We start from the raw sequence: 25010 nt of genomic DNA on the forward strand, positions 1-25010 counted from the left end.
CTTTCGTTTTAAATGGTTAATTACTAGTATCTGCTGATAAAAGCTCTGTAAATTTCGCTGCCTTGTCAGGAGGCATTTTTTCCATAATTTTAGCCAAGGTTTCTGTATTCAGTTGGCTTAAAATTTTTACGGCTTCCGCTTCCTCCATACTGATAATAATTGGTGCTGCCTTTTTCGCTGTCATCGCTTCATATGTTTTGATAATATCTTTATAAGCACGTTTATTCGGATCTTGCTCATTTCTCAACTCTTCTATTTCCTCTTCGAGCTGCTTCTTTTCTATGAGTAATTTTTCTTTATCTCGATCTTGCTTTTCTAATTGTTTTTTCAGTCGGTTCATTTGCGTATTTTTATCTTGAACGGCTGCTTCTAGTTTAATAATGGTGTCTTCCGTTTGCTTTGAATCTGTTTTTTTACTCTCATTACCAGCTACCATGCTTGATATATAAGGTATTTTACTGCCGTATTCTTTTGCTTTTTCAAACACGTTTACCCCACTGACGGTTGCAACAATGAGCAAAATCATTACACAAAACAAGAGCGGAATGACAAACGCAAATAAAAACAACTGGAATTTACTTTTGCTTTTCTTCTGTTTTTGTTTCTCTACTTTATTATCCATTCCCTCACCTAGCTCCCATTTCGGTTAAAGAATTGAAGTGTCGAAATTTCATCAAGTGCTTTGTTTTCCCTGCTTCTTAACACTTGTATCCATTTTTCGGTATTTTTCACTTTCATTTTTTCATATTTTTTAACTTCAATATTTTTTTCTTGCAGCTTTTGCTTATACCAATTCATACTGTTGCGGGCACTGATTACAATTTCTTGATAATGATTAATTGTTTCTTCCAAATTCGTGATGAATTGCTGATAATGTCTGATCTCATGAATTGAAAATCCGCCATTTAACTTGTTTGTTTGAAAAACTTCTAGTGTTTCTTTTTTCTTTAAGAGTGAATACAGTTTTTCCGCTGCTTCTTCAAAATTTTTCACTGCTTTCTCATATAAAAGCAATGCTTCATCTTTTTCTCGTTCTTTCAAAGCAAGAATTTTTTCAAATCGATAATGGTGGCTCATTGCCAATCACCCGTTTCAACCAAGCGAATAAGTGAGCGGACACTTTCATCCTTGGTAATCGCTTCTGTTGTATTTTGTTTTAGAAAAGAGGTGATTTTCGGGAAAAATTGAATTGCTTCATCAATCTCTTTCGAAGTTCCTCTTTTATAAGCACCGATGTTGATTAAATCTTCCGAGTTTATATACGTGCTCAATAAATCCCTAACCCGTTCTGCAGCTCGGCGGTGCTCATCGTCAGCAAGGTGGTTCATTAGCCTGCTGACACTTTTTAAAATGTTTAGTGCGGGAAAATGTCCTTTATTCGCTAATTCACGATCAAGAATAAAATGGCCATCCAAAATCCCTCGTACAGTATCTGCTACAGGTTCGTTCATGTCGTCTCCATCAACAAGCACTGTATAGAAAGCTGTTATCGTACCACGTTCATTTGTTCCAGTTCTTTCAAGCAGCTTTGGCAAAATGGCAAAAACCGAAGGCGTATAGCCGCGTGTTGCTGGCGGTTCGCCAACTGCTAAACCAATTTCTCTTTGTGCGCTGGCAATACGCGTCACAGAGTCCATCATGAACATCACATTATATCCTCGATCTCGAAAGTGTTCGGCAACAGCTGTTGCTGTAAACGCACCTTTAATCCTCATTAATGCCGGTTGATCAGAAGTAGCTGCAATGACAATGGATTTTGCTAATCCTTCCGGACCAAGATCTCTCTCAATAAATTCTCTTACTTCACGCCCTCGTTCACCAATAAGCGCAATGACATTAATATCCGCCTTCGTATTACGGGCAATCATTCCTAATAATGTACTTTTTCCGACGCCGCTGCCGGCAAAGATGCCAATCCTTTGACCTTTGCCAACGGTAAGCATACTATCGATCGCTCGCACTCCAACTTCTATCGGTTCATTAATCGGCGGCCGCTGTAATGGGTTTGGCGGTGCTTGGTCTGTCGGAACTGACATTAATCCTTTCGGCAGCAACGACTGGTCTAATGGATTCCCTAAAGAATCAATCACTTTCCCGATCAATCCGGTTCCTACTTTTATTTCCAACGGCTTCTTCGTTGCTTCAACGACACTTCCAGGGGCAATTTCTTGAATGTCTGTATATGGCATCAAAATAACACTTTCTTCTTTAAAACCAACGACTTCCGCCTGAATCCTTCTTTGATTGGCTTTGTTTGAGACATAGATCCAGCAGACATCTCCTATGGAGCTTTCTGGACCCTGTGATTCTATCATTAATCCTATAACACGTTTTACTTTGCCATAGCGCTTCAGTGTATCAATTTGTTCCACATAAGGCAGTAGCTCAGCAGCTTTCACGACCCATCACCTTCAAGGATTTCAAATAGTTTTTCTTTAATTTCCTGTAATTGACTATCAACGCTCGCATCGATTCTTCCATTAGTTGACTCAATGAAACACTGATGCACCTCTAAATCTTCATTAGGATAAATATAGAACTTTGCATCTGCAGGGAATAGCGCCTCTAGTTCTTCACTTTGCGCTGCGATCATCTCGTATTGAGAAGGATGAATTTGAATTTGAATTTCCTTGTAATCTCGTGCTTCTTTTAAAGCCATTTTTACTAATGGAATAAAATAAGCAGGTTCTTCCTTCAAGGCTGTGTCTAAAACTTTCTCAGCGGTTTTAATCGCCAATTCTAATATCGTTGCTTCTGATTTTTCGATATGCTCGATAGCAGCTATTTTTGACTGTTCCACCACTGCCCTTGCTTCTGCAATTACAGTCCCGTATTCGTCATATCCCTGCTGTCTTCCCTCTGCTATTCCTAGTTCTAATCCTTCTTTTTTAGCTGCTTCAATCCATTGCAGCCGCTCTTGTTCCCACGCCTCTTTTTCACTTTCTATAGCATGAAGAACTTGATCTCGCTCATTCATCGCTTTTTGAATGAGCGTTTGGGCCTCTTGTTCATATCTTTTCAAGATCGCCTTTTTTTCCTTTTCTATTGCTAGTACATTTTCATCCAGATCTGAAGAAACTGACGGTTTTTCTATTTCTTTCAGGTGAATATATTTTGCTTTGTTGTCATCCACCTTCGTACGATATGATTTAATTATTCTAGACAATGATATCGTCACCACCGCCCCGAGCAATTATAATTTCGCCGCTTTCCTCCAATCTGCGTATAATGGCTACGATTCTTGACTGTGCTTCTTCGACATCACGCAAACGAACTGGACCCATATATTCCATCTCTTCCTTGAATGTTTCTACCATCCGGCTGGACATATTTCGGAACAGCACATCCTTGACTTCATCACTAGATACTTTCAAAGCAAGGAGCAGGTCTTCGTTCTCACAATCGCGAATAACACGCTGGATAGAGCGGTTGTCCAATGTAACAATGTCTTCGAAGACAAACATACGCTTCTTGATTTCTTCTGCCAACTCTGGATCTTGAATTTCGAGTGCATCTAAAATGGTTTTTTCCGTTGCACGATCAACACCATTTAATACTTCTACGACCGCTTCTACTCCACCGGTTTGTGTATAATCTTGAGTCACAGTCGCAGATAGTTTTCTTTCTAAAATAGATTCCACTTCACTTATAATTTCTGGTGAAGTGCTATCCATAATAGCGATCCTTTTTGCAATATCTGCTTGCACTTCTTGTGGAAGCTCTGATAGTACTTGTCCGGCTTGCTCAGGTGCAAGATATGACAAAATTAAAGCGATCGTTTGTGGATGTTCATTTTGAATAAAGTTTAGAATTTGAGCAGCATCCGCTCTCCTCGCAAAATCAAATGGCCTTACTTGAAGGGCGGAGGTCAGACGGTTAATAATAGCCGTCGCCTGCTCACTCCCAAGTGCTTTTTCCAGTACTGTTTTCGCATAGCCAATTCCACCTTGTGAAATATAATCTTGCGCAAGTGCAATTTGATGAAACTCCTCCAAGATCTCTTCTTTTGCTTCTGTATCAACACTTTTTACACCTGTTATTTCCAAGGTTAATCGTTCGATTTCTTCTTCTGTCAAGTGCTTATAAACAGACGCAGAAACATCCGGTCCAAGTGAGATTAGGAGGATTGCAGCTTTTTGCCTTCCTGTTAGTGCTTTTTCTCTTCTTGCCATGTGTTCCCCCTCCTAATCCTCGGCTAGCCAGCTTCGTAGTAGTTTTGCAAACTCCTCTGGTTTTTCCTTCGCCATTTTCTCCAATTGTTTTCTTCTAATGGACGATTCTGTTTCAATTTCTTCTTCAATATCAGGTACATGAATCGGTTCTTCTTCCTCTTCCAGCACCTCTTCAAGTTCTTCTTCGTCTTTCCGTTTTCTAACCATCAAGAAGATTAATACGAGAATAATTGCTAATAATACGCCGCCAATAACATACGCCCACCATGGCAGTTTAGATGTAATTTCTTCTTCGAAGGATACTTTGCCTTCAAAAGGCTGGACAGAAACTGCAATTTTATCTTGAATCGCTTCATCTGATAAATCCATATTCGTATCCTTATTAATAGAGGCTCTTACGATTGTTCCTAGCACTCTTTCAATATCTTCAATACGCTCGTCATCGATAGTCTCCTCATTCTCTGGCGGTTCTACCATTACTTGAATGCCTAGATCCTGTACTTTATAAGGACTTTTAACGATTTCCTTGCGAATTTTATTTACTTCATTATTCATTGTTTCTTCAATTCGTTCGTAATCGCCGTTTCCATCAGTTCCTTCTAAATACTGGCCTTGCAACGTATCAGCTGGATCGCCTCCTTGAGGAATTCCGCCTTCAAGCGCTCCATCACCTGAAAAAGTTTCGGTAATTCGCTGTACACTAATTGCCAGCCCTTTCATATTTTCTTCATCAACAGGCTCTACAAGGTTTTCTTCGATGTTTTCTTGGGTGAAGTCAAGATCAGCAGTTACTGCTGTTACAACTTTATCTTGTCCTATAATCGTTCCTAGCATATGTTGAATTTGACGTTGAATGTCACGCTCTACTTGCTTTTTAATTTCCATCTGCTGAGCAAATTGGTCACCGCTTGTGTTTTGACTATTCAAATCAAAGTAATCAAAGAATTGGTTCATGATCACGATGTTTTCAGTAGGAAGATTAGGGATGCTTTTTGAAACAAGATGGTATAAGGAACGAATTTGCTTCTCACTAAATTCTACACCTGGTTTCGTGTTTAAAATGATAGAGGCCGAAGCTTCTTCCGACGTATCATTAACGAAAAGGCTTTTCTCTGGTAGTTGAATCATTACCTTCGCTTGATTGACACCATCAATTTCAGTAATTAAATTCGCTAATTCTGTTTGCATTGCATCAAGTTTCATGACATTAAACTCATTATCAGTTGTACCGAAACCAGCGTTCTGGCTAAAAAATGAATAGTCGATGCTGCCGGATTTCGGTATCCCCTCTGCCGCCAACTCCACTTTTAACGCATCAATGTTTTTCTCTGGGACTTTGATTGTCGTGCCATTATCGACAATTTCAGATTTGATGCCTCTTTCATCTAAACTTTCTTTAATAGCACCTGTTTCAGAAGGAGTAAGATTGCTATACAATGGCGCCATCGGTGTTTTTGTGGCAAAATAGCTGATCGTAATAATAAGCAAGATTGCTAAAATACTAGATCCTGAAATAATTAGTTTTTGTTTTTTTGATTTTGAAGTCCAAAAGTCTGTTATCCTATTTTTGTAATTCTGCAATGTTTCATTCATTATAAATCCCCCGGTCAATTAAAGAGAACTAGCCGAACAGTGAGCATATACTTTTCCAAAACATGTTAGGTTTTTACCAATACTTTCTGAAATGGCCAGGCAGCCGCCTTCCGATAGTGCAGCAGCATCTAGTAGAGATTTTCTCCCGTACTATCTATCAAGCTCTGTCACAATTACATTACTTCGCAACATCTTCTGTTCTGCCGCCTGCTAATATGCAGATTTTCCTTCAGAACAGTCACTAATATAGGATAAATTAAAAATATTACATGATTTCTTTAATGTTTTACTTTGAAGCAATGTGTCCCCTTGAAAGCAGACTATCATTCATTCTTTCGATAAGAGAATATCCGAAGAGCTTGATAGGATAGCTTGCTTCATCCACTTTGGTGTTTGAATGGTCTTCTGTAGCGCTTTTCCCATTCTGTACAAGTCAAACACTTGAAGTTTGTGCTTCTTTGAACTTATGTGCTTCTTGTTAAACACGCAATATAAGAAAACTGCTATGTATAACGGCGCCCATTGCTTTCCTTAGTTTAAGATAACCCTTGGCATCGGCGGAAGCTGAGTATGTACTTATCCGTTTTAAGAGATCATTCAGAGCTTTTAGGTTGCATTATACTTGCATTCTCATTACTTCTTGATATGCTTCTACAACTTTATTTCTAACTTCTAAAACAGTATTTAACGAGATGCTTGCTTTTTGTGTTGCAATTAAAACTTGATGTAAATCAACATTCTCGCCTCTAGCTAATTTTTCAGTAAGAATATCTCCTGTAACTTGAGCTTCGTTGACTTCCGCTATTGACTTTTTTAGAAAATCCCCGAATTTTACATGAGCTTCGTTTGGGGTTGGTGCAGCTATACGTGTTGTTTGTTCTAATTGGGTGTTAGGTGCCGTTAACGAAAATATATTAGAAACTGCCATTTCATCATGCCTCCTTATTTACCAATTTCCAAAGCTTTCATCATCATTGCTTTTGAAGCGTTAAAAGCTGTGACGTTTGCTTCATAGGAACGAGTTGCACTCATTAGATCAACCATTTCTCTGAGAGGGTCAACATTAGGAAGATCTACATAACCTTCCGCATTTGCATCTGGATGCAGCGGGTCGTATACAGATTTAAAAGGTGTGTTTTCATCTTCAATAATTTTTGTCACCTTTACACCATCTCCCACTGTATGACTATCTTTCGATCCCATTGCCATCTGTAGAAAGGATGAAAATGAATTGTTTTTAGGCTGCATCACAACCATTTTCCTTTTATAAGGCTGCCACTCTCCATCTACCATTTTCCCTCTAGTTGTATCTACATGAGCCATATTAGAGGAAATAACATCCATTCTAAGACGTTGTGAAGTTAAAGCTGTTGAAGTAATATTCATACTTTGAAACATAGACACAATTATTTACCTCCTTTCACGACACTTTGCAGCGTTGAAAATTTGCCGTTTAGCCGATCTATTAATACGTTGAAGTAAATTTGATTTCTTGCTGAGTCAGACATTTCGGCATCGATATCAACGTTATTACCATTGTCATGATATTTGACATTGTTTTTCTTATAAACAGCAGGATGAATAGCTGCTGTTTTAAATTGATAGTGCCGTTCATCAGACCTTTTGGCTGTAAGCGTTTCATTTTTTGCTTCCTGGAACACACTCTTAAAACTTACGTCTTTCGCTTTATAATTGGGTGTGTCATTGTTGGCAATGTTTTGTGATATTACTTTTTGCTTAGTTGCTGAATAATCCAATGCATGTTCCAGCGTATAAAAGGTATTTGTGAATAAATTCATTTCGACACCTCTATGTAAGAAATTTTACAAAATCGTATCCATTTTGACATAAAACATGCAAAACTTACTAACTATTGTAATGTTTTGTAACCAAACTGTCTACGAGAAAAAGACAAATTTCGAGAGAATAGTGCTTATTTAAATAAAATGATACTTTTGGTACACATGTGTTCATTTAATTTCTGTTACGTTTTTCCTGGTTTTATTAAATTTAAGCAGAATTTTCAAACTATACCATAGGGAAAATTTCTTATTTTTACCATTTACATAGTGAAAAACGGTAAAAGATGTATGGTATAAAAAACATTTCCATTAAAAATGGATGATATTGCTTCATTCTAAATTAGTACTTAATAAATACAAAGAGGAGAATAGTTCTAATACAATGGACAGATAAGTGTCCACCAAAACTTAAAAAAAAAAAAGAAAAATACCCTTTCTCACCAAGAAAAAAGTTTAAATTCCTTCAGAGCAGAACAATAGATAGGGAAAAAAGAATAGATGCAAGCCGAGGTAAATGACACTTTTAGCTTAGTTTCAACATGAAATGCAAGTTAATAACAGGTCCAAACGAATTACCGCTTGGGCCAAACTCGCAAACAGACCGAGGATACCCCTGAATAGATGGAAAGCATACAAATAACAAAACAGCGTTTTTCTTGGACTATTGTGATTCTTAATAGCAAGTTTATTTGTTGGGTACCAATCGCCTTTATAACATAAATAAACACCCTGAAAATGAGAAGAGCATTTTTTAAGGGTGTTTATTTTTGGTTTCACTATATATATTGTGATGCTCGTTTATTCACAAGCCGCAGCATTAGTTTGCTTTTAATTTCTCTAGCTCCACTAAAAACTTATCATTTAACACTTTAATATATGTTCCTTTCATGCCTAATGAACGCGACTCAATAACGCCAGCACTTTCAAGTTTACGCAATGCATTCACAATGACGGAGCGAGTAATTCCAACACGGTCTGCGATTTTTGATGCAACAAGCAAGCCTTCTTTGCCATTTAATTCTTCAAAAATATGCTCAATAGCTTCAAGCTCGCTGTACGATAGTGAACTTATTGCCATTTGAACAACTGCTTTGCTTCGTGCTTCTTCCTCAATTTCTTCAGCTTTTTCTCGTAATATTTCCATTCCAACGACAGTAGCGCCATATTCAGCTAATATTAAGTCATCGTCTTGGAACTTTTCTTCTAAACGAGCTAAAATGAGTGTTCCTAGACGTTCACCGCCGCCGATAATCGGTACAATGGTTGTCAAGCCGCTGCCAAAAATATTTTTATTTTCAACCGGGAATGCAGTATACTGACTGTTAATATCTAAATTTGAAGAGGTTTCTGTAATATTAAACAAGCTTTGTGTATACTCTTCTGGAAATTGACGCTCCTCTAACATTTTTTTCATGCGGTCATTTTCAATTTGTTGGTTAATCGAATATCCTAGTAGTTTCCCACGACGACTTACAATAAAAATATTTGCTCCTATGACCTCTTGAAGTGTTTCTGACATTTCAATAAAATTCACAGGCTTTCCTGCTGCTTTTTGTAACATTGCATTAATTTTTCGTGTTCTTGATAATAAATCCATTTTTTCTTCCTCCTAAATATCTGTCTGTTGTTTTTCATCGTTGAGTTCTGTAAAAGTTTTTTCAAACATTTCGCCTTATGCTAATAGAAGGCTGCTTCAGGACAAAACGTTTTTATTGTTACGTTCCGTCCTTCGCTTCGATTTTAATGCGACTATAAAATAAACTGGCTTAAATCTTTGTTTTTTGAAATTGCCCCTAGCTTTTCATCCACATATTGCGGGGTAATGATGATTTTTTCCATCGTGATGTCCGGAGCCTCAAAAGAAACGTCCTCCAACAATTTTTCCAAAATCGTGTGCAACCTGCGAGCTCCAATATTATCCGTATTTTGATTGACTTCGAAGGCTAATTCCGCGATTCTACAAATAGCCTCGTCAGAAAATTCAATTTGTATACTTTCCGTTTCCAATAAAGCGATATATTGTTTAACTAGAGCATTATCCGGCTCTACTAAAATTTTTATAAAATCTTCTGTCGTCAGCTTTCCGAGTTCTACTCGAATTGGAAAACGCCCCTGCAGCTCTGGTATTAAGTCAGAAGGCTTTGCCATATGGAAAGCACCAGCAGCAATAAAAAGGATATGGTCCGTCTTTACAGAGCCGTATTTCGAGACAACAGTCGAACCTTCTACAATCGGCAAAATGTCACGTTGAACGCCTTCACGCGATACTTCTCCAGATGAATGGTTTCCACTTCTGCTCGCAATTTTATCGATTTCATCAATAAAGATGATACCCGTTTGTTCAGCTCTAAAAACAGCTTCTTGTGTTACTTCGTCCATATCGATCAGCTTCTGGGCCTCAACATTAGTGAGAACCTTCCTGGCATCCTTTACTGGCAATTTACGCTTCTTTTTTCTTTTTGGGATTAAGTTGCTTAAAGCGTCTTGCATATTCATGCCCATTTGCTCCATGCCAGAGCCTTGCAGCATATCAAACATTGAAGGCTGCTGCTCTTCGACTTCGACACTTACCAGTTCGTTTTCTAGTTCGCCTTTCGCTAGCTTTTCCGCTATGACCCTCTTTTTATCACGTATGGATGTTTCTTCTAAATCATTCTCTTGCTCTGTTTCCTTCGCTTGTTGATCTCCTCCGAAAATCATTTCAAAAGGGTTTTTATAGCTAGTTGATTTCTTTTTGGATGGGACTAATAGGTCTACTAAACGGCGATTCGCATTTTTTTCGGCTACTTCTTTTACTTCTAGCATTTTTTCTTCCTTCACTAGTCGAACAGAAGTTTCAACTAAATCACGAACCATAGACTCCACATCACGTCCAACATAGCCAACTTCCGTAAATTTGGTCGCCTCTACTTTAATAAAAGGTGCTCCAACTAATTTTGCCATTCTCCTCGCAATTTCTGTTTTCCCAACACCAGTAGGGCCAATCATTAAAATGTTTTTAGGAATGATTTCATCGCGGATTTTCCCTGATAACAATCCACGGCGATAGCGATTCCTCAAAGCGACTGCCACCGCTCGCTTTGCTTCTTTTTGACCAATAATAAACTGATCGAGTTTTTCTACAATTTGCCTCGGTGTTAAGTTTGCTGTATTGTTTTTCAAGCTGCTCACTCCTTTTTTTTACAGCTCTTCTACAATAATGTTATTATTCGTATACACACAAATATCTGCAGCTATTTCTAGCGCAGATTTCGCAATCTCTTTTGCTGATAAATGTTCTCCAGCATATCTCTTTAATGCCCGTCCAGCAGCTAATGCATAGTTGCCGCCAGAACCAATAGCTAAAATATCGTCATCTGGTTCAATGACTTCACCAGTGCCCGAAATCAGCAGCAAATGCTGTTTATCCATTACAATCAACATTGCCTCTAGTTTTCTGAGGATTTTATCGCTGCGCCATTGCTTTGCTAATTCAACGGCTGCCCGCTGCAAATTGCCATTGAACTCTTGCAGCTTTCCCTCGAACATTTCAAAGAGTGTAAACGCATCAGCAACAGATCCAGCAAAACCGGCTAATACTTTTCCGTTAAATAATTTACGAACTTTCCTTGCAGTATGTTTCATGACAACAGCATTGCCAAATGTTACCTGTCCATCGCCAGCTATCGCATGCTTTCCTTGATGATGAATAGCAAAAATCGTCGTCGCATGAAAGCCTTCCATCGCATATTCCCTCCTTCTAGCTGCTCGTCTCTTACAACTCAGTATAACCTAGCCCCGTGGATGATGATTCAAATAAGTTTTACGCAAGTGTTCTTTTGTCACATGTGTATATATTTGTGTAGATGATAAATGGGAATGGCCTAGCAATTCTTGAACCGTTCTCATATCAGCACCATTATTTAAAAGATGGGTTGCAAAGGTGTGACGCAGCATATGTGGGTGCATCTTTCCATGAAGAGATGCCTTTTTCATCATCTCATTTAAAACATAACGAATACCTCTAGGCGTCAAGGGCGCTCCTCGGAAATTCACAAACAGTAAAGGATGGTCATGTTGTTTATCCACCAAATGAAGTCTACCTTCTTGTAGATAAGTTTGCAATGCTTCCTCAGCAAAAGCACCGAAAAGCACATATCGCTCTTTTCTTCCTTTTCCTCTGATCAAAATTGTCGAAAACTCAAAATCAACATCATCCAATCGGATGTTTGCACACTCGCTCACACGAATACCTGTCGCATACAATATTTCTAAAAGTGCACGGTTTCGTTTATCAAGTGCTGAGTCTGATTGGCAGCTATTAAATAACCGCTCCATCTCATCTTCATAAAAAAAGGTTGGCAGCTTCAGACTTTTTCTAGGCTGAGAGATAGACGAAAAAGGGTTCTTTTCGATGGCAGCTTCTCTCAGCAAGAATGTATAAAAACTTCTTAAACTTGAAATTTTTCTCGAAACACTATTTCTAGCATATTGCTTTTCATACAAAAGTGTTAAATATAGACGTGCATCAACATATTGACAATCACGGATTGAAGCAATACCTTGTTCAGCCATGAACATGTAAAAATGTTCTATATCTCGGCGATAGCATTCAATCGTATACTGTGAATAATTCTTTTCTATTTGCAAATATTCCATAAATGAGCGCAAATCTTCAGATATTTTTTTTTTCATTAAAACACCTCACAAGGCTATAAAAATCGTATCATATTTTTACAGCACTTGCAATGAACGTTACAAATTTTTCACAAAGTTTTGAATTGTTTGTAATGAGCGTTTAACATATTCTTGATTTCGTGCTTTTTTATCTCTAATCTTTACATCTAAAGCTGGCAATAATCCAAAGTTTACATTCATCGGCTGAAATCCTTTAGGATTTGTTTTTGTTATATAATGAGCCATGCTTCCCAACGAAGTTTCGGCAGGGAACTCAATTGGCTCCTTGTTTTCCGCAAGACGTGCAGCATTGATGCCAGCAATGAGGCCACTGGCAGCAGATTCAACGTAGCCTTCTACACCTGTCATTTGTCCTGCAAACAAGAGATTGTCATTCGTTTTCATTTGATAGGTTGAACGAAGGATTTGGGGAGAATTAATAAACGTGTTACGATGCATGACACCATACCGAACAATCTCCGCTTGCTCCAACCCAGGAATCATTCGAATAACTTCCTTTTGCGGCCCCCATTTCAAATGTGTCTGAAAACCGACAATATTATATAATGTTCCTGCCGCATCATCTTGTCTTAGTTGTACAACTGCATACGGACGCTTCCCTGTCCGAGGATCTTCCAAACCTACAGGCTTTAATGGTCCAAACAGCATCGTTTTCCTTCCCCTTGCTGCCATTACTTCGATTGGCATACAGCCTTCAAAAAAGATTTCTTTTTCAAATTCCTTTAGAGGTACGGTTTCTGCAGCCACAAGCGCATCATAGAAACGATTGAATTCTTCTTCTGTCATTGGACAATTTAAATAAGCAGCTTCTCCCTTATCATACCGTGATTTTAAATAAACCTTATTCATATCTATGCTGTCTTTTTCAATAATTGGTGCCGCAGCATCATAAAAATATAAATACTCTTCTCCAGTTAGTTTTCTAAGGGCATCTGATAAGGCTGGACTTGTTAAAGGCCCTGTAGCAATAATCGTGATCCCCTCGGGAATTTCTGTTACTTCCTCCAAAAAAACCTTTACATTTGGATGATTTTTAACTCGATCTGTAACCATACCGGCAAATTCATGGCGATCTACTGCCAGTGCTCCGCCTGCAGGTACAGACGCATGATCGCCTGCATGAATGATCACTGACTGTAAATGCCTCATTTCTTCCTTAATAAGGCCAACAGCATTTGTTAGTTCATTTGCACGAAAAGAATTAGAACAGACTAATTCAGCAAATTTGTCCGTATGATGGGCAGGTGTTTGTTTAACAGGCCTCATTTCATATAAATGCACCTGAATGCCCCGTTCAGCGATTTGCCATGCTGCTTCACTGCCAGCAAGGCCCGCACCGATGACATTTACCTTCATTCCATGTACCTCCATTCCAACTATTCAAAAGGTTACCGACCCTATTCTTATAAGAACTCGTTCAATCAAGCAGGATATAGAATCCCCTGTTGATTGCTAAAGCTTAGCGCACTTCAAAGGAAGATGATTCTTCATTGCAAAGAATACTTAGAAAAATAGATCTAAGCTAAAGATTGAGGCAACGCTTTTTTCTGTACTGTAAAAACAGTAGGGTTTATCTAGAAAGCAAAATTGTGATGCTGTTCGCATATGACACTTTCCTACACCCCTCCTGCATTTTACAATACATATGAAAAGAAGAAAAGTAAAATCTCCTACAGTCATGTAAAAAATGAAAAAAGCAAGCGAACCGCTTACTTTTTCTCACCTGCAGCAATAAATGTCAACTCTGTTGATTTTCTTTATAGTCACAAGCTGTACATTGCACTTGAACACCTTTTTTTAGCTTTTTCTCAATAAGAAGGTTCTCGCATTTTGGACAAACACGTTCAATTGGTTTATCCCATGATAAGAAATCACAATCAGGAAATCGATCGCATCCGTAAAAAATCCGTCTTTTTTTACTTTTTCTTTCTATTATATTTCCATCTTGGCACTTCGGACATTTTACTCCAATTTGTTTCACAATTGGTTTCGTATTGCGACAATCAGGGAAATTGCTGCAAGCCATAAATTTTCCATATCGCCCCATCTTAAACACCATTGGGTTTCCACATTGCTCACAATCTTCACCAGCATACTCGTCTTTTATTTCAACTTCTTTCATTTCACTTTCTGCTTTTTGCAAACTTTTTTCAAAACCTAAATAAAAATCATCAATAATCTGAACCCATTTCACTTTTCCTTCTTCAATTGCATCTAGATTATTTTCCATATTAGCAGTAAATTCTACGTTTAAAATTTCTGGAAAAAATTCCATCATTAGCTCTAACACAATTTCACCGAGTTCCGTCGGGACAAAACGCTTATTATCAAGTGCAACATAACCACGTTTTTGAATGGTATCCAGGGTTGGCGCATAAGTGGACGGCCTACCGATTCCAAGTTCTTCAAGTGTCTTTACAAGACGGGCTTCTGTATAGCGTGGCGGCGGCTGCGTAAAGTGCTGCTTTTCCTTCATTTCTTCAGAAAGGACTTCATCACCTTTTTCCAAAGATGGGAGCATTTTTTCTTTCTCATCTAATTGATCATCTGAACCTTCAACATATACTTTCATAAAACCAGGGAACTTCACTTTTGATCCATTCGCGCGAAAAGTGACTTCGCCATTAATAATATCAACACTCATCGTGTCCATCACAGCGGAAGCCATTTGACTAGCTAGGAAGCGTTCCCAAATCAATTTATATAGGCGAAGCTGGTCTCTGCTTAAATATTCCTTCATCATATTAGGCAGACGCATCGTACTCGTAGGACGAATCGCTTCATGAGCATCTTGGGCATTCGTTTGTTTCTTTTCTTTTCTCCCGGCTGTTTTCACATATTCTTTGCCATAATGGGTTGTAATAAAATCAGCCGCCTCTTTTTGTGCAATATCAGAGATACGAGTAGAGTCTGTTCTCATATATGTGATAAGCCCGACAATGCCTTCCTTGCCAAGTTCAATCCCTTCATAAAGCTGTTGAGCCAACATCATTGTTTTTTTCGCACGGAAATTTAATTTCCTGGCAGCCTCTTGCTGTAAAGAGGAAGTGATAAATGGCGGAGCAGGATTTCGTCGTCTTTCCTTTCTTGAAACAGTTGAAATAGTAAAGGTGCTTCCTTTTATTTTCTTGAGAACTTCCTTCACCTCGTCTTCTGAAGTAAGCTCCATTTTCTTGCCATTCATGCCATAAAAAGAAGCTTGAAAACGATCGTTTCCTTTTAAAAAGTCTGCCTCAATAGTCCAATACTCCTGCGGCTCAAAGTTCTTAATTTCATTTTCACGATCAATGATCAAACGTACTGCTACGGATTGTACACGGCCGGCGCTTAACCCTTTTTTTACTTTTTTCCATAGTAAAGGGCTAATGTTATAGCCGACAAGTCGATCTAGAATACGACGAGCTTGTTGAGAATTGACTAAATCTAAGTTGATTGGACGTGGATACTTAAAAGATTCTTTAATAGCATCCTTTGTAATTTCATTAAAAACAACACGGCAATCAGAATGAATATCTAATTGAAGACTATGGGCAAGATGCCATGCAATCGCTTCTCCCTCACGATCAGGGTCAGCAGCAAGAAATACTTTTTTTGCTTTTTTTGCCGCTGTTTTTAATTCTTTCAGCACAGGTCCTTTTCCTCTGATCGTAATATATTTAGGCTCATAATTATTTGTTGTATCGACGCCCATTTGACTTTTAGGCAAATCTCTAATGTGTCCCATAGACGCTTTTACTTTATATTTTTTTCCAAGATAACGTTCTATTGTTTTCGCTTTTGCTGGCGATTCAACAATTACTAAGTAATCCGACATGCAAAATCCTCCCTAGAGGTAAATATTCCAAATCAAGTGTAAATATTAGCTTTGATTTCGGTATTTGTCAATGTATATTAATTAGAAGTCTTTTTGAAGAGTCAAGAGATTAACGCTAGTAGACCATCGCAAACATAGAAATTGCCTGCATACAAAAGTGGTCGTTGCTATGATAATTGAATGAATAAATCATTTTTTTATTCCTTATATTAAAAACTGTGTATTTCAATCTATCACTCAATCATTTGAACATGAGCTGATACAATAAAAGTAGTATGATAATATGATGATAGGTTATAACTATTCATTGTCACGGTCTATATATCAGCGAAGTTTTTCTCTCATCAAACATACTTAAAAAAGGAAGCTGTGTGATTTTCAGCGATGATTTTTTAGAAGCTTCCTTTATGTTATCGGCCCCATTAGATGTTCACTTAATAATAGAAGACGAAAATTCTTCCAGTATATCCTTTCCATTTTGCACTAGCTTCGCTCCTTGCTGAATAAGTAAATTCGTGCCTTCTGATAATGGATCGGCAATATTTCCAGGAACTGCAAACACTTCTCTTCCTGTTTGCAGTGCATATTCAGCGGTAATAAAGGAGCCGCTTCGTCTTTTCGCCTGAACGATAAGCGTCCCCTTTGTAAGCCCACTAATGATGCGATTTCTCATCGGAAAGTGCCACTTTTGTGGTCGAATAAAAGGGGGGTATTCCGTTAGTACTAAATGCTCATTAGCGATTTTATCTAATAAATATTTATTTTCCTTCGGATATGGATGCCAAAAACCACTTCCAAGTACAGCGATTGTATGGCCGCCAGTTTCCATTGCTTCTAAATGCGCCATTGTATCAACGCCTTTCGCTAGTCCGCTAACAATAACAAGTTCATTGTCAACGAGTTCAGGAATCAATAAGTGCACAGCTTTATGGGCGTATGAAGATGCTGCTCTAGCACCAACGACAGCAATTGCTGACTTTTGCAATAGAGTTGCATTTCCTTTTAAAAAGAGTACAAAAGGTGGTTCATACGTTTCTTTTAATAATAGAGGATATGCATCATCGAATATAGTCATGATCTGAATGTTCATTTTTTTATAGGATTGAAGTAACGGTTCAATAGAAATATTGCGGAGATCGTGGAGTAAAAGTGTTGCTTGCTGAAGGGAGATTTGAGCGATGCTGTGGAAGTCTTGATTAGAAAACTCATAAAGATGTGTAAGCTTCGCATCGTGTTGAAGCAGTTTAATCATGCCTTTTCCACGTAAGCCGCGGCAATGGTGCAAATGAATTAATTTTTTTCTAAGTGCTTTCATTTTTTCATCCTTTCTTATGATCTTTAAAAAGCTAAATGTCTTGATGTTCTAGTCCTTACATACCACTATGATGAAGAAGCGTTTTCCAATATTAGTAGAAAATAATGTTGCTTGAATTGTGTCTATTTGAAAAATAGTCCCCATTAAATGGGGACTATTTCCTCCTTTATGAGTACAGACCAACGTCGCTTGGCTGTTTCCCTTACAGACTTAGTTCCTTGAACATCCTGAATTTTTTTTATATGTGCTGTCTAGTGTGTTTTACATTTTTCATAAAGGCCTTTTTCTTTTAGAACCTCTATCAATGTTTCACCGATGACTGATGGTGTATCTGCGACTTTAATACCACATTCATTCATAACACGTATTTTCTCAGCTGCTGTCCCTTTTCCGCCAGAGATAATAGCTCCTGCATGCCCCATTCTTTTCCCTGGTGGTGCAGTAGCTCCTCCTATAAAACCGACAACAGGCTTAGACATATTTGCCCTCACCCATTCAGCAGCTTCTTCTTCTGCAGTTCCGCCAATTTCACCGATCATGACAACTGCTTCTGTTTCAGGGTCTTCATTAAAAGCACGAAGTACATCGATAAAATCTGTACCATTGACTGGATCGCCGCCAATTCCAACAGCTGTTGTTTGGCCAACTCCTGCTTGGGAAAGTTGATGTACCGCTTCATAAGTCAATGTACCAGAACGGGACACAACACCAATATGCCCTTTGGTATGAATATAGCCTGGCATAATGCCAATTTTACACTCACCAGGTGTAATAACACCAGGACAGTTCGGACCTACAAGACGAGTCTTCTTCCCTTCCATATAGCGTTTTACCTTTACCATATCCAATACTGGAATATGTTCTGTAATGCAGATTACTAGATCAAGCTCTGCGTCTACCCCTTCCATAATCGCATCGGCAGCAAATGGTGCAGGTACATAAATAACAGATGCATTTGCATCCGTTGCCTTCACAGCTTCCTCTACTGTGTTAAATACAGGCACCCCTTCCACTTCTGTACCACCCTTGCCAGGTGTAACACCACCGACAATCTTTGTTCCATACTCTAGCATTTGTTTCGTATGGAACAATGCTGTTGAACCAGTAATCCCTTGTACAATTACTTTTGTGTCTTTATTAACAAACACGCTCATTAAAGTTCCCTGCCTTTCAAAATATCTCTTTCTCCCTTGTATCTAATCCCGAAATTGTTGTTCAGAGTGAACGTCCGCTTCCTGCATTTAACCAACTAATTCGACAATTTTTTGGGCACCGTCTGCCATTGATTCAGCAGCAATAATGTTTAATCCAGACTCTTGTAAAATATTTTTCCCAAGATCAACATTTGTTCCCTCTAAACGGACAACAAGCGGTACTTTTAATTCTACTTGCTTTGCTGCTTCGACAACACCTGTAGCGATAATGTCACATTTCATGATTCCGCCGAAAATGTTCACGAAGATGCCTTTTACATTTTGATCAGAAAGAATAATTTTGAATGCTTCTGTTACTTTTTCAGCTGTCGCTCCGCCCCCAACATCAAGGAAATTGGCTGGATCGCCGCCATAATACTTAATAATATCCATCGTCGCCATTGCAAGACCTGCGCCATTAACCATACAGCCAATATTTCCGTTTAAAGAAATATAGCTCAAATCATACTTGGACGCTTCAATTTCTTTTGGGTCTTCTTCGTCTAAATCACGAAATGCCAAAATATCTTTTTGACGGTATAAAGCGTTCGCATCAAAGTTCAATTTAGCGTCAAGTGCCATGACATTGCCGTCTCCAGTAACAACAAGAGGATTAATTTCAGCAATCGAACAGTCTTTTTCTACGAAAGCTGTGTACAGCCCCAACATAAATTTAACTGTTTTACCGATCAGTTCTTTCGGGATATTAATATGAAAAGCAATGCGCCGTGCTTGAAAAGGTGTTAAGCCGACAACTGGATCAATCACTTCCTTAAAGATTTTTTCCGGGGTTTGCTCAGCAACTTCTTCAATTTCTGTCCCGCCTTCTTCAGACGCCATTAGAACAACTCTTGAAGTTGCACGATCTAAAACTAAACCTATATAATATTCTTTTTTAATATCGCAGCCTTCTTCGATTAAAAGGCGTTTTACTTCTTTTCCTTCAGGGCCTGTTTGGTGAGTAATAAGTGTTTTTCCTAATATTTCATTCGCATATGTACGTACTTCATCTACATTTTTAGCGACTTTTACACCGCCAGCTTTCCCACGTCCACCAGCATGAATCTGTGCCTTCACCACACATACTTTTGTCCCAAGTTTCTTTGCTGCTTCCACTGCTTCGTCGACCGTGAATGCGACTTTTCCATTTGGTACAGTTACCCCATATTGTCTGAGGATCTCCTTACCTTGGTATTCATGGATATTCATTTCCCATCCTCCTATTTTCACTCTTCACAAAAATGATTGCGTTTTAATTGTATTAAATGCTTGAAAATATGTCCACTAAAATCGACGAATTTCTTCGTTTCATGAAAGTCGTTTACAAATAAGGAAGGAGGAATAGAAAAAAAAGATGACCAAAAGAATGCAGCAGATTTTTTTGATCATCACCATAAAATGATTTTATTCATGTTTAACTTTTGCCTTTTGATCCATACGATAAACAAAAGCAAATACTTCGGCGACTGCTTCATATAATTCATTCGGTATCGCTTCGTGAATGTTTAATTGTCCAAGCAATTCGACAAGGCTTGGGTCTTCTTGGATCGGAATTTGATATTCTTTCGCCTTTTCTAAAATATTATCAGCAATAAGCCCTTTTCCTTTTGCTACGACGATCGGAGCTTGCTGCTGCTCTGACTGATACGAAAGTGCTACTGCTTCTTTTCTTTTTAAATTGCTTTCTTTTTTATTCATATACGAATATCCACCCCGCTATAGTTTGCATATTCGTAATGCTTAAAGCCAGTTTCTTGTGTCATTGTTTTTTCTTCCGGCAATTTAAAATGAACAGCCGATAGTGTGTATTGAAGCTCTTTTAAGCCTGCTTTTAATGACGGTAAAAATGATTGCGACAGCTGGTGCATCTCCTCTGTCTCATTAAAAATATTGACAGTAACTACACGATTTTGCACTTGCATATCAACAATCGTTTCGCGCAAGTTTTCTAGCTCTAAATAAAAAATAATTCGACAGAAGTTAGGGTCAATCTTCCCATTTTCAAGACGTTTCCCAGCCCATTGCATTGTCAAATCTGTTTGATGGCCAAAAAGATTAATTGGAAGCTCATAGATAATCTGTTGAATAGGGCCGTTTGCAATTGACTGCAGTTGAAATCCATTCATTCTTAATAACAGCTGTTCAGCTATGTCTCTCGTTGTTGATTGCGGTGTTTCCTGCAATAATTGAACGAGAAGCGGCTTAACAGATTCCATGATTTTTTCTGGACCGCTGGAAGACATAATCTCCCCTTCATAAAATAAGCCAATTGAGCTCATCATCTGTTTAAATTGTAAAAGTGCATCTTGCCTTGGAAAGGTTTGTCTTTGTTCACCTTCTAGCATCTGCAAGATAGTTTTCTCATTTTGTGAAAACAATTGCTCCTGATTAAAATTAGCCATTCGCCTTACTGCATGTGACATTTGTTCCTGAGAGAGCTGCAGAACGTTCCTCACTTTTTCTAATGATTGTGATAGCTGTCTGCCATCTCCTATTGCATCATGATCTAGCTGAAGGTGAGAAAGCGATGCTGTCAGCCATTGAAGGATCGTACGATTAGTTAGACTTTTCTGCTGCCCTGATTGCATTATCTCTAAGAGTGACTGTCCTTTAACAATCTGCTGCTGCATGTGAATAACGGATTCCGGGAGTTGGCCAGCCCCTCGCAGTTGCTGATAAACGGACTCTTGACTACTAGCCGCTGACTGTTCTCCAGTTAATGGCACGTTGCCAGCGTTGTTATATTGAACTGTTTCAATGTTCATTTTTGCTGTCATTACTTGGCGAACCAGCTGATTAATGACTTGAGTGATGTCTTGTTGTAGAATACGGTTCTGATTAGCAGGTACGTTTCCGTCCAACTGCTGCATCTGCTGAGTGTTTAAAATACCAATTTTCGCTAAAATTTGCTGAGATAATGGTGCTAATGGCGTATTCTCCCCTTTCAAGACATGAGTCAGCAAGGAAAAAAGCATCCGTTCTCCAATCCTGTCTCCTTTTGTAGTAAGTGAATCTAAAAGAGATAACAAAGAAACAACTGTACGGCTTTGCATATTTTCGCCACGAAGTGCTTCCTGCAATGCTTGTAAAAGCTGTTGCGTCGTTTGCGGCTTTTCTGTTTCCAAAAGTGAAAGGAAATGAACCTCTGATAAAGGAATGCCTTTTTGCAGCATTCCCTTTAAGGTATTTAAGCCACTTTCTGATTGAGGCAGTTTTTGCAGCCATTGCATTGCTTTCATGATTGCTTCTTTTGAAAGTGGAAGCTGTTCTTTAACAAAAAATTCAACAAGCTGTAAATACTCTTTCTGCAAAGGTAATGAAAATTGGCGAAGCAAAGCTGCTGCTTTACTCTCTCCATGCAATGGTGTGTTTAATAGCTTTAATTGAATATCTCCATCCTCTGATGCTACTTGAAGCCAATACCCCTCCCCCGTTTTCAATGGGACTTCGATTTTAGCAATTACCTGTTGTTGGCCAACTTGTACAAGTGCTGTTTGATTCGGGAATAATTTTTTGATCGTTCCGTAAAAAATCTGGCCATTGCGGAAAGTCATCGTCTGTAAATTGTCCCTGCCTTGAATTTGGTTCAAGGCATCGATCGTTGAAGAGATCATAATCATTTTCTCCTTTTATGATGATTGAACAGTGAACACTTATATTTTTTACCATGATAAGGGAACAGCTTATTGGCGTATGTTGCGTTTGAAGACTGTACATATGATGACAATCTCAAAAGCAGACGCTAGAAAGCTGGTATGGGAGCGAACAATAGCTGCAACCACACAGGAGCTTGGGATTAGAAGTATCTGCCCCCATGTTGAATGGTTCTAAGCCATCAGTATGAGGGGGCAAAAGGTATCGGATCTTATACCTCTAGTTAATCTTCATCATGTATTCTTTAATTGGTGCAAATGATTTTCGATGAATAGGGCATGGTCCATGCTTCCTAAGCGCTTCTATATGTTCCTTTGTGCCATAGCCCATGTTTTGTTGGAAATGATACATGGGGTACTGTTTTCCATATGTACGCATCAGATTATCTCTAGTCACCTTGGCAATAATTGAGGCAGCAGCAATAGAAACACTTTTCGCATCTCCTTTTACAAGAGATGTTTGCGGAATTGGCGCTGTGATTTTCATCGCATCAAGGAGCAAGTAATCTGGGAAATATACTAAATGATCAACTGCTGCCATCATTGCTTTTTTAGTTGCTTCATAAATGTTAAGCTCATCAATTTCTGCTGCCGTGACAATTCCTACTCCAATTGCCAACGCTTGTTCGCTAATAATAGCGTAAAATTGTTCGCGAGTGTTCACAGTTAACTGCTTCGAATCATTTAAACCTGCTAAATAGAAGTGATCTGGCAATATAACTGCAGCTGCAACAACAGGGCCTGCAAGCGGGCCTCTTCCAGCTTCGTCAATTCCCGCAATTGCTTCAAACCCCTCGGCTCTGATTGCACGTTCATATTTTTTCATTTTTTGAAAAGCTGCCTGTTGCTCCACCTCTTTGATCTTTGCCTTTTCCCATTTTTCTAGAAGCTGCTGAACCCCTTTGCGTTTATCCTTTAAACATGCTTGATACAAAGGATCTTCCGTTGTCTTAACAGTTTGCAGGGCTGTCTTTATTTCACTGATCGTATATGGTTTTTTCATTCTATCACCTGGCATTTCTTTATTTATCGGCATTATTTTGTAAAATTAAAGGTCCTGGCAACCCAGGACCTTTTGATCAGTAATCTTTTTAGGTTTAGACACCCTTCGTTTTTAGAGTTTTTCTAATCAGAAGGAGGAGATTTTTCCCAATTACTAAACAGCACTGATGATTGGAGGAAAATCAAATGTAAAAGAACCAAGTTTTTCACTCCGAATGTCTTGAATGACAGTCGCTGCAACTTTATCATAATCAATCATGCCGCCAGCCATCAAACAGCCTCGCAAAACGCCAATATGATCAAACAGTTCTGCCATATCCTCTGGAATTTTTTCTAGTTGATATCGGCTTTCGAAAACACCTGGATAGTTTTCAGCAAGAAATCGAAGGGCAAAAACAGCAATATCTTGTTTGTTTAATAATGTATCTTTAATCGCACCAGTAAGTGCAAGCTTATACCCAACTTCAGGATCCTCAAATTTTGGCCATAGTATCCCTGGCGTATCAAGGAGTTCGAGTTCCTTTCCCACTTTAATCCATTGCTGCGCTTTTGTTACTCCAGGAGTATTTCCAGTCTTTGCGATATTTTTCTTTGCAAGTCGATTAATTAGTGTTGATTTTCCAACATTCGGTATTCCAACAATCATTGCACGTACAGCCCTCGGCTTTATTCCTCTCGCTTTCATCCGATCAAATTTTGGCTTCAACAGTTCTAGGCTCATCTTCGTAATCTGATGAACCCCTTCACCCGATTGAGAATTAATTGCTATTGCGATTTCATTTTCCCTAGTAAAATAAGCAATCCATTCCTTTGTCAATTCGTCATTCGCTTTGTCCGCCTTGTTTAATAAGATAATCCTTGGCTTATCTTGAATAATTTCTTTTAACATTGGGTTGGCAGATGATAAAGGAATACGTGCATCAACAAGCTCAAATATGATATCAACCAGTTTGCGTTTTTCTGTTACTTCTCTGCGTGCTTTTGCCATGTGGCCAGGAAACCACTGAATCGTCATTTTTACACCTCCTGACGCTTTTAAACCCCTTTCCCTCAATAGCTGGAAAATCCTTGCCTTGGAAGCGCTAGACTTCTTTAAACACAGTCTTTCTATCAACAAGGAAATCGCTCAGCAATTATCTCCATCTATAAGCTTCGCCTATTTAACGATGCGTATATCCTTTAATGGCCAATATACAATACTTGTATCTCCAATGACTTTATCGAGTGGAATAGTGCCGATATGACGACTGTCTTTACTAAAGCGCCGATTATCACCCATTACGAATATTTCTCCATCAGGAACAACATCATTATCAAGTATTTCGCTAAGGGTAAAGTCTTCAGTGAGGGGACCATCTGTAATCTGGTTTTTATACTCTTCTAAGTAAGGCTCTTCGTATTTTTTTCCATTAATATAAAGTGTATCATCCCGATATTCCACAGTATCTCCAGGTAGCCCAATGACCCTTTTAATATAATCTTTTTGCTCAGGCGCATGAAAGACAACAATATCAAATCTATCAGGTTTACCAAGTTTATTGACAATCATGCGGTCTCCATTATGTAATGTTGGCATCATCGACAGTCCATCAACGACAATTGGTGCGAATAGAAAAAGTCTAATTACTGCCGTTAATCCTACTGCAATGAGCAATGCCTTTGTCCATTCCCATAATTCATTTTTTTCTTTAGCCACTGATACACCACCTTCTTCAATTAAAACGTATTAAGTCCCTCTAGCTCTATTTTACATAATTTTTGCAAATAATACACCAACAACTTACATTTA

General features: G+C 38.5%; 23 protein-coding genes. All 23 read right to left on the reverse strand.

Annotated elements, in window-relative coordinates:
* Positions 1-16: 16 nt before the first annotated feature.
* The 23 genes from J2S08_RS08240 to lepB all read right to left on the reverse strand — a co-directional run bounded on the left by J2S08_RS08240 (position 17) and on the right by lepB (position 24917).
* Positions 17-622 carry a MotE family protein gene (locus J2S08_RS08240; protein WP_307228456.1) on the reverse strand — a complete coding sequence of 202 codons (606 nt, stop codon included), beginning with the start codon at positions 620-622 and terminating at the stop codon, positions 17-19.
* A gap of 8 nt (positions 623-630) precedes the next feature.
* Positions 631-1077 (reverse strand): flagellar export protein FliJ, encoded by a 447-nt coding sequence (gene fliJ / locus J2S08_RS08245; RefSeq protein ID WP_307228458.1) that lies wholly within the window; start codon positions 1075-1077, stop codon positions 631-633.
* Positions 1074-2399, reverse strand: a complete 1326-nt coding sequence (fliI, locus tag J2S08_RS08250) for a flagellar protein export ATPase FliI (protein ID WP_307228459.1) — start codon at positions 2397-2399, stop codon at positions 1074-1076. Before fliI ends, fliJ begins: the two co-directional genes overlap by 4 nt.
* On the reverse strand, positions 2396-3166 hold the full coding sequence (gene fliH / locus J2S08_RS08255) for a flagellar assembly protein FliH (protein ID WP_307228461.1): 771 nt from the start codon (positions 3164-3166) through the stop codon (positions 2396-2398). The genes fliI and fliH overlap by 4 nt, the downstream gene beginning before the upstream one ends.
* On the reverse strand, positions 3159-4172 hold the full coding sequence (gene fliG, locus J2S08_RS08260; protein ID WP_307228463.1) for a flagellar motor switch protein FliG: 1014 nt from the start codon (positions 4170-4172) through the stop codon (positions 3159-3161). The genes fliH and fliG overlap by 8 nt, the downstream gene beginning before the upstream one ends.
* A gap of 12 nt (positions 4173-4184) precedes the next feature.
* The gene (fliF, locus tag J2S08_RS08265) at positions 4185-5765 is read right to left on the reverse strand and encodes a flagellar basal-body MS-ring/collar protein FliF (RefSeq protein ID WP_307228464.1); all 1581 of its coding nucleotides are present in this window, start codon (positions 5763-5765) and stop codon (positions 4185-4187) included.
* Between the two features lie 616 nt (positions 5766-6381).
* Complete coding sequence (fliE, locus tag J2S08_RS08270; protein ID WP_307228466.1) at positions 6382-6693, reverse strand: flagellar hook-basal body complex protein FliE; 312 nt, start codon at positions 6691-6693, stop codon at positions 6382-6384.
* Between the two features lie 14 nt (positions 6694-6707).
* Positions 6708-7169: a flagellar basal body rod protein FlgC gene (flgC, locus tag J2S08_RS08275; RefSeq protein WP_307228468.1), complete on the reverse strand. Its 462-nt coding sequence runs from the start codon at positions 7167-7169 to the stop codon at positions 6708-6710.
* Positions 7170-7171: 2 nt separating this feature from the next.
* Complete coding sequence (flgB, locus tag J2S08_RS08280; RefSeq protein WP_307228470.1) at positions 7172-7564, reverse strand: flagellar basal body rod protein FlgB; 393 nt, start codon at positions 7562-7564, stop codon at positions 7172-7174.
* 820 nt (positions 7565-8384) lie between these two features.
* On the reverse strand, positions 8385-9164 hold the full coding sequence (codY, locus tag J2S08_RS08285) for a GTP-sensing pleiotropic transcriptional regulator CodY (protein WP_307228472.1): 780 nt from the start codon (positions 9162-9164) through the stop codon (positions 8385-8387).
* Between the two features lie 152 nt (positions 9165-9316).
* Positions 9317-10729, reverse strand: coding sequence for an HslU--HslV peptidase ATPase subunit (hslU, locus tag J2S08_RS08290; protein WP_307228473.1), 1413 nt, complete (start codon positions 10727-10729; stop codon positions 9317-9319).
* Between the two features lie 18 nt (positions 10730-10747).
* Positions 10748-11290 carry an ATP-dependent protease subunit HslV gene (hslV, locus tag J2S08_RS08295; protein WP_307228475.1) on the reverse strand — a complete coding sequence of 181 codons (543 nt, stop codon included), beginning with the start codon at positions 11288-11290 and terminating at the stop codon, positions 10748-10750.
* 48 nt (positions 11291-11338) lie between these two features.
* Positions 11339-12241: a tyrosine recombinase XerC gene (gene xerC / locus J2S08_RS08300; RefSeq protein WP_307228477.1), complete on the reverse strand. Its 903-nt coding sequence runs from the start codon at positions 12239-12241 to the stop codon at positions 11339-11341.
* Between the two features lie 60 nt (positions 12242-12301).
* On the reverse strand, positions 12302-13600 hold the full coding sequence (gene trmFO, locus J2S08_RS08305) for an FADH(2)-oxidizing methylenetetrahydrofolate--tRNA-(uracil(54)-C(5))-methyltransferase TrmFO (RefSeq protein ID WP_370875651.1): 1299 nt from the start codon (positions 13598-13600) through the stop codon (positions 12302-12304).
* Between the two features lie 382 nt (positions 13601-13982).
* Complete coding sequence (gene topA, locus J2S08_RS08310; RefSeq protein WP_307228481.1) at positions 13983-16058, reverse strand: type I DNA topoisomerase; 2076 nt, start codon at positions 16056-16058, stop codon at positions 13983-13985.
* 430 nt (positions 16059-16488) lie between these two features.
* Entirely contained in the window at positions 16489-17373 is an 885-nt protein-coding gene (gene dprA, locus J2S08_RS08315) for a DNA-processing protein DprA (protein ID WP_307228483.1), read from the reverse strand.
* 251 nt (positions 17374-17624) lie between these two features.
* Positions 17625-18527 (reverse strand): succinate--CoA ligase subunit alpha, encoded by a 903-nt coding sequence (sucD, locus tag J2S08_RS08320; protein WP_307228485.1) that lies wholly within the window; start codon positions 18525-18527, stop codon positions 17625-17627.
* Between the two features lie 87 nt (positions 18528-18614).
* The gene (gene sucC / locus J2S08_RS08325) at positions 18615-19775 is read right to left on the reverse strand and encodes an ADP-forming succinate--CoA ligase subunit beta (RefSeq protein ID WP_307228487.1); all 1161 of its coding nucleotides are present in this window, start codon (positions 19773-19775) and stop codon (positions 18615-18617) included.
* A gap of 195 nt (positions 19776-19970) precedes the next feature.
* On the reverse strand, positions 19971-20264 hold the full coding sequence (locus J2S08_RS08330; protein ID WP_307228488.1) for an EscU/YscU/HrcU family type III secretion system export apparatus switch protein: 294 nt from the start codon (positions 20262-20264) through the stop codon (positions 19971-19973).
* On the reverse strand, positions 20261-22180 hold the full coding sequence (locus J2S08_RS08335; protein WP_307228490.1) for a hypothetical protein: 1920 nt from the start codon (positions 22178-22180) through the stop codon (positions 20261-20263). Before J2S08_RS08335 ends, J2S08_RS08330 begins: the two co-directional genes overlap by 4 nt.
* A 259-nt stretch (positions 22181-22439) precedes the next feature.
* Positions 22440-23222, reverse strand: coding sequence for a ribonuclease HII (locus J2S08_RS08340; protein WP_307228492.1), 783 nt, complete (start codon positions 23220-23222; stop codon positions 22440-22442).
* Between the two features lie 153 nt (positions 23223-23375).
* Positions 23376-24236, reverse strand: coding sequence for a ribosome biogenesis GTPase YlqF (ylqF, locus tag J2S08_RS08345; RefSeq protein WP_307228494.1), 861 nt, complete (start codon positions 24234-24236; stop codon positions 23376-23378).
* Positions 24237-24377: 141 nt separating this feature from the next.
* Positions 24378-24917: a signal peptidase I gene (gene lepB, locus J2S08_RS08350; RefSeq protein ID WP_307228496.1), complete on the reverse strand. Its 540-nt coding sequence runs from the start codon at positions 24915-24917 to the stop codon at positions 24378-24380.
* Between the last annotated feature and the right edge of the window lie 93 nt (positions 24918-25010).

It is taken from the genome of Bacillus chungangensis, assembly GCF_030812995.1.
GTDB lineage: Bacteria > Bacillota > Bacilli > Bacillales > Bacillaceae_C > Bacillus_CF > Bacillus_CF chungangensis.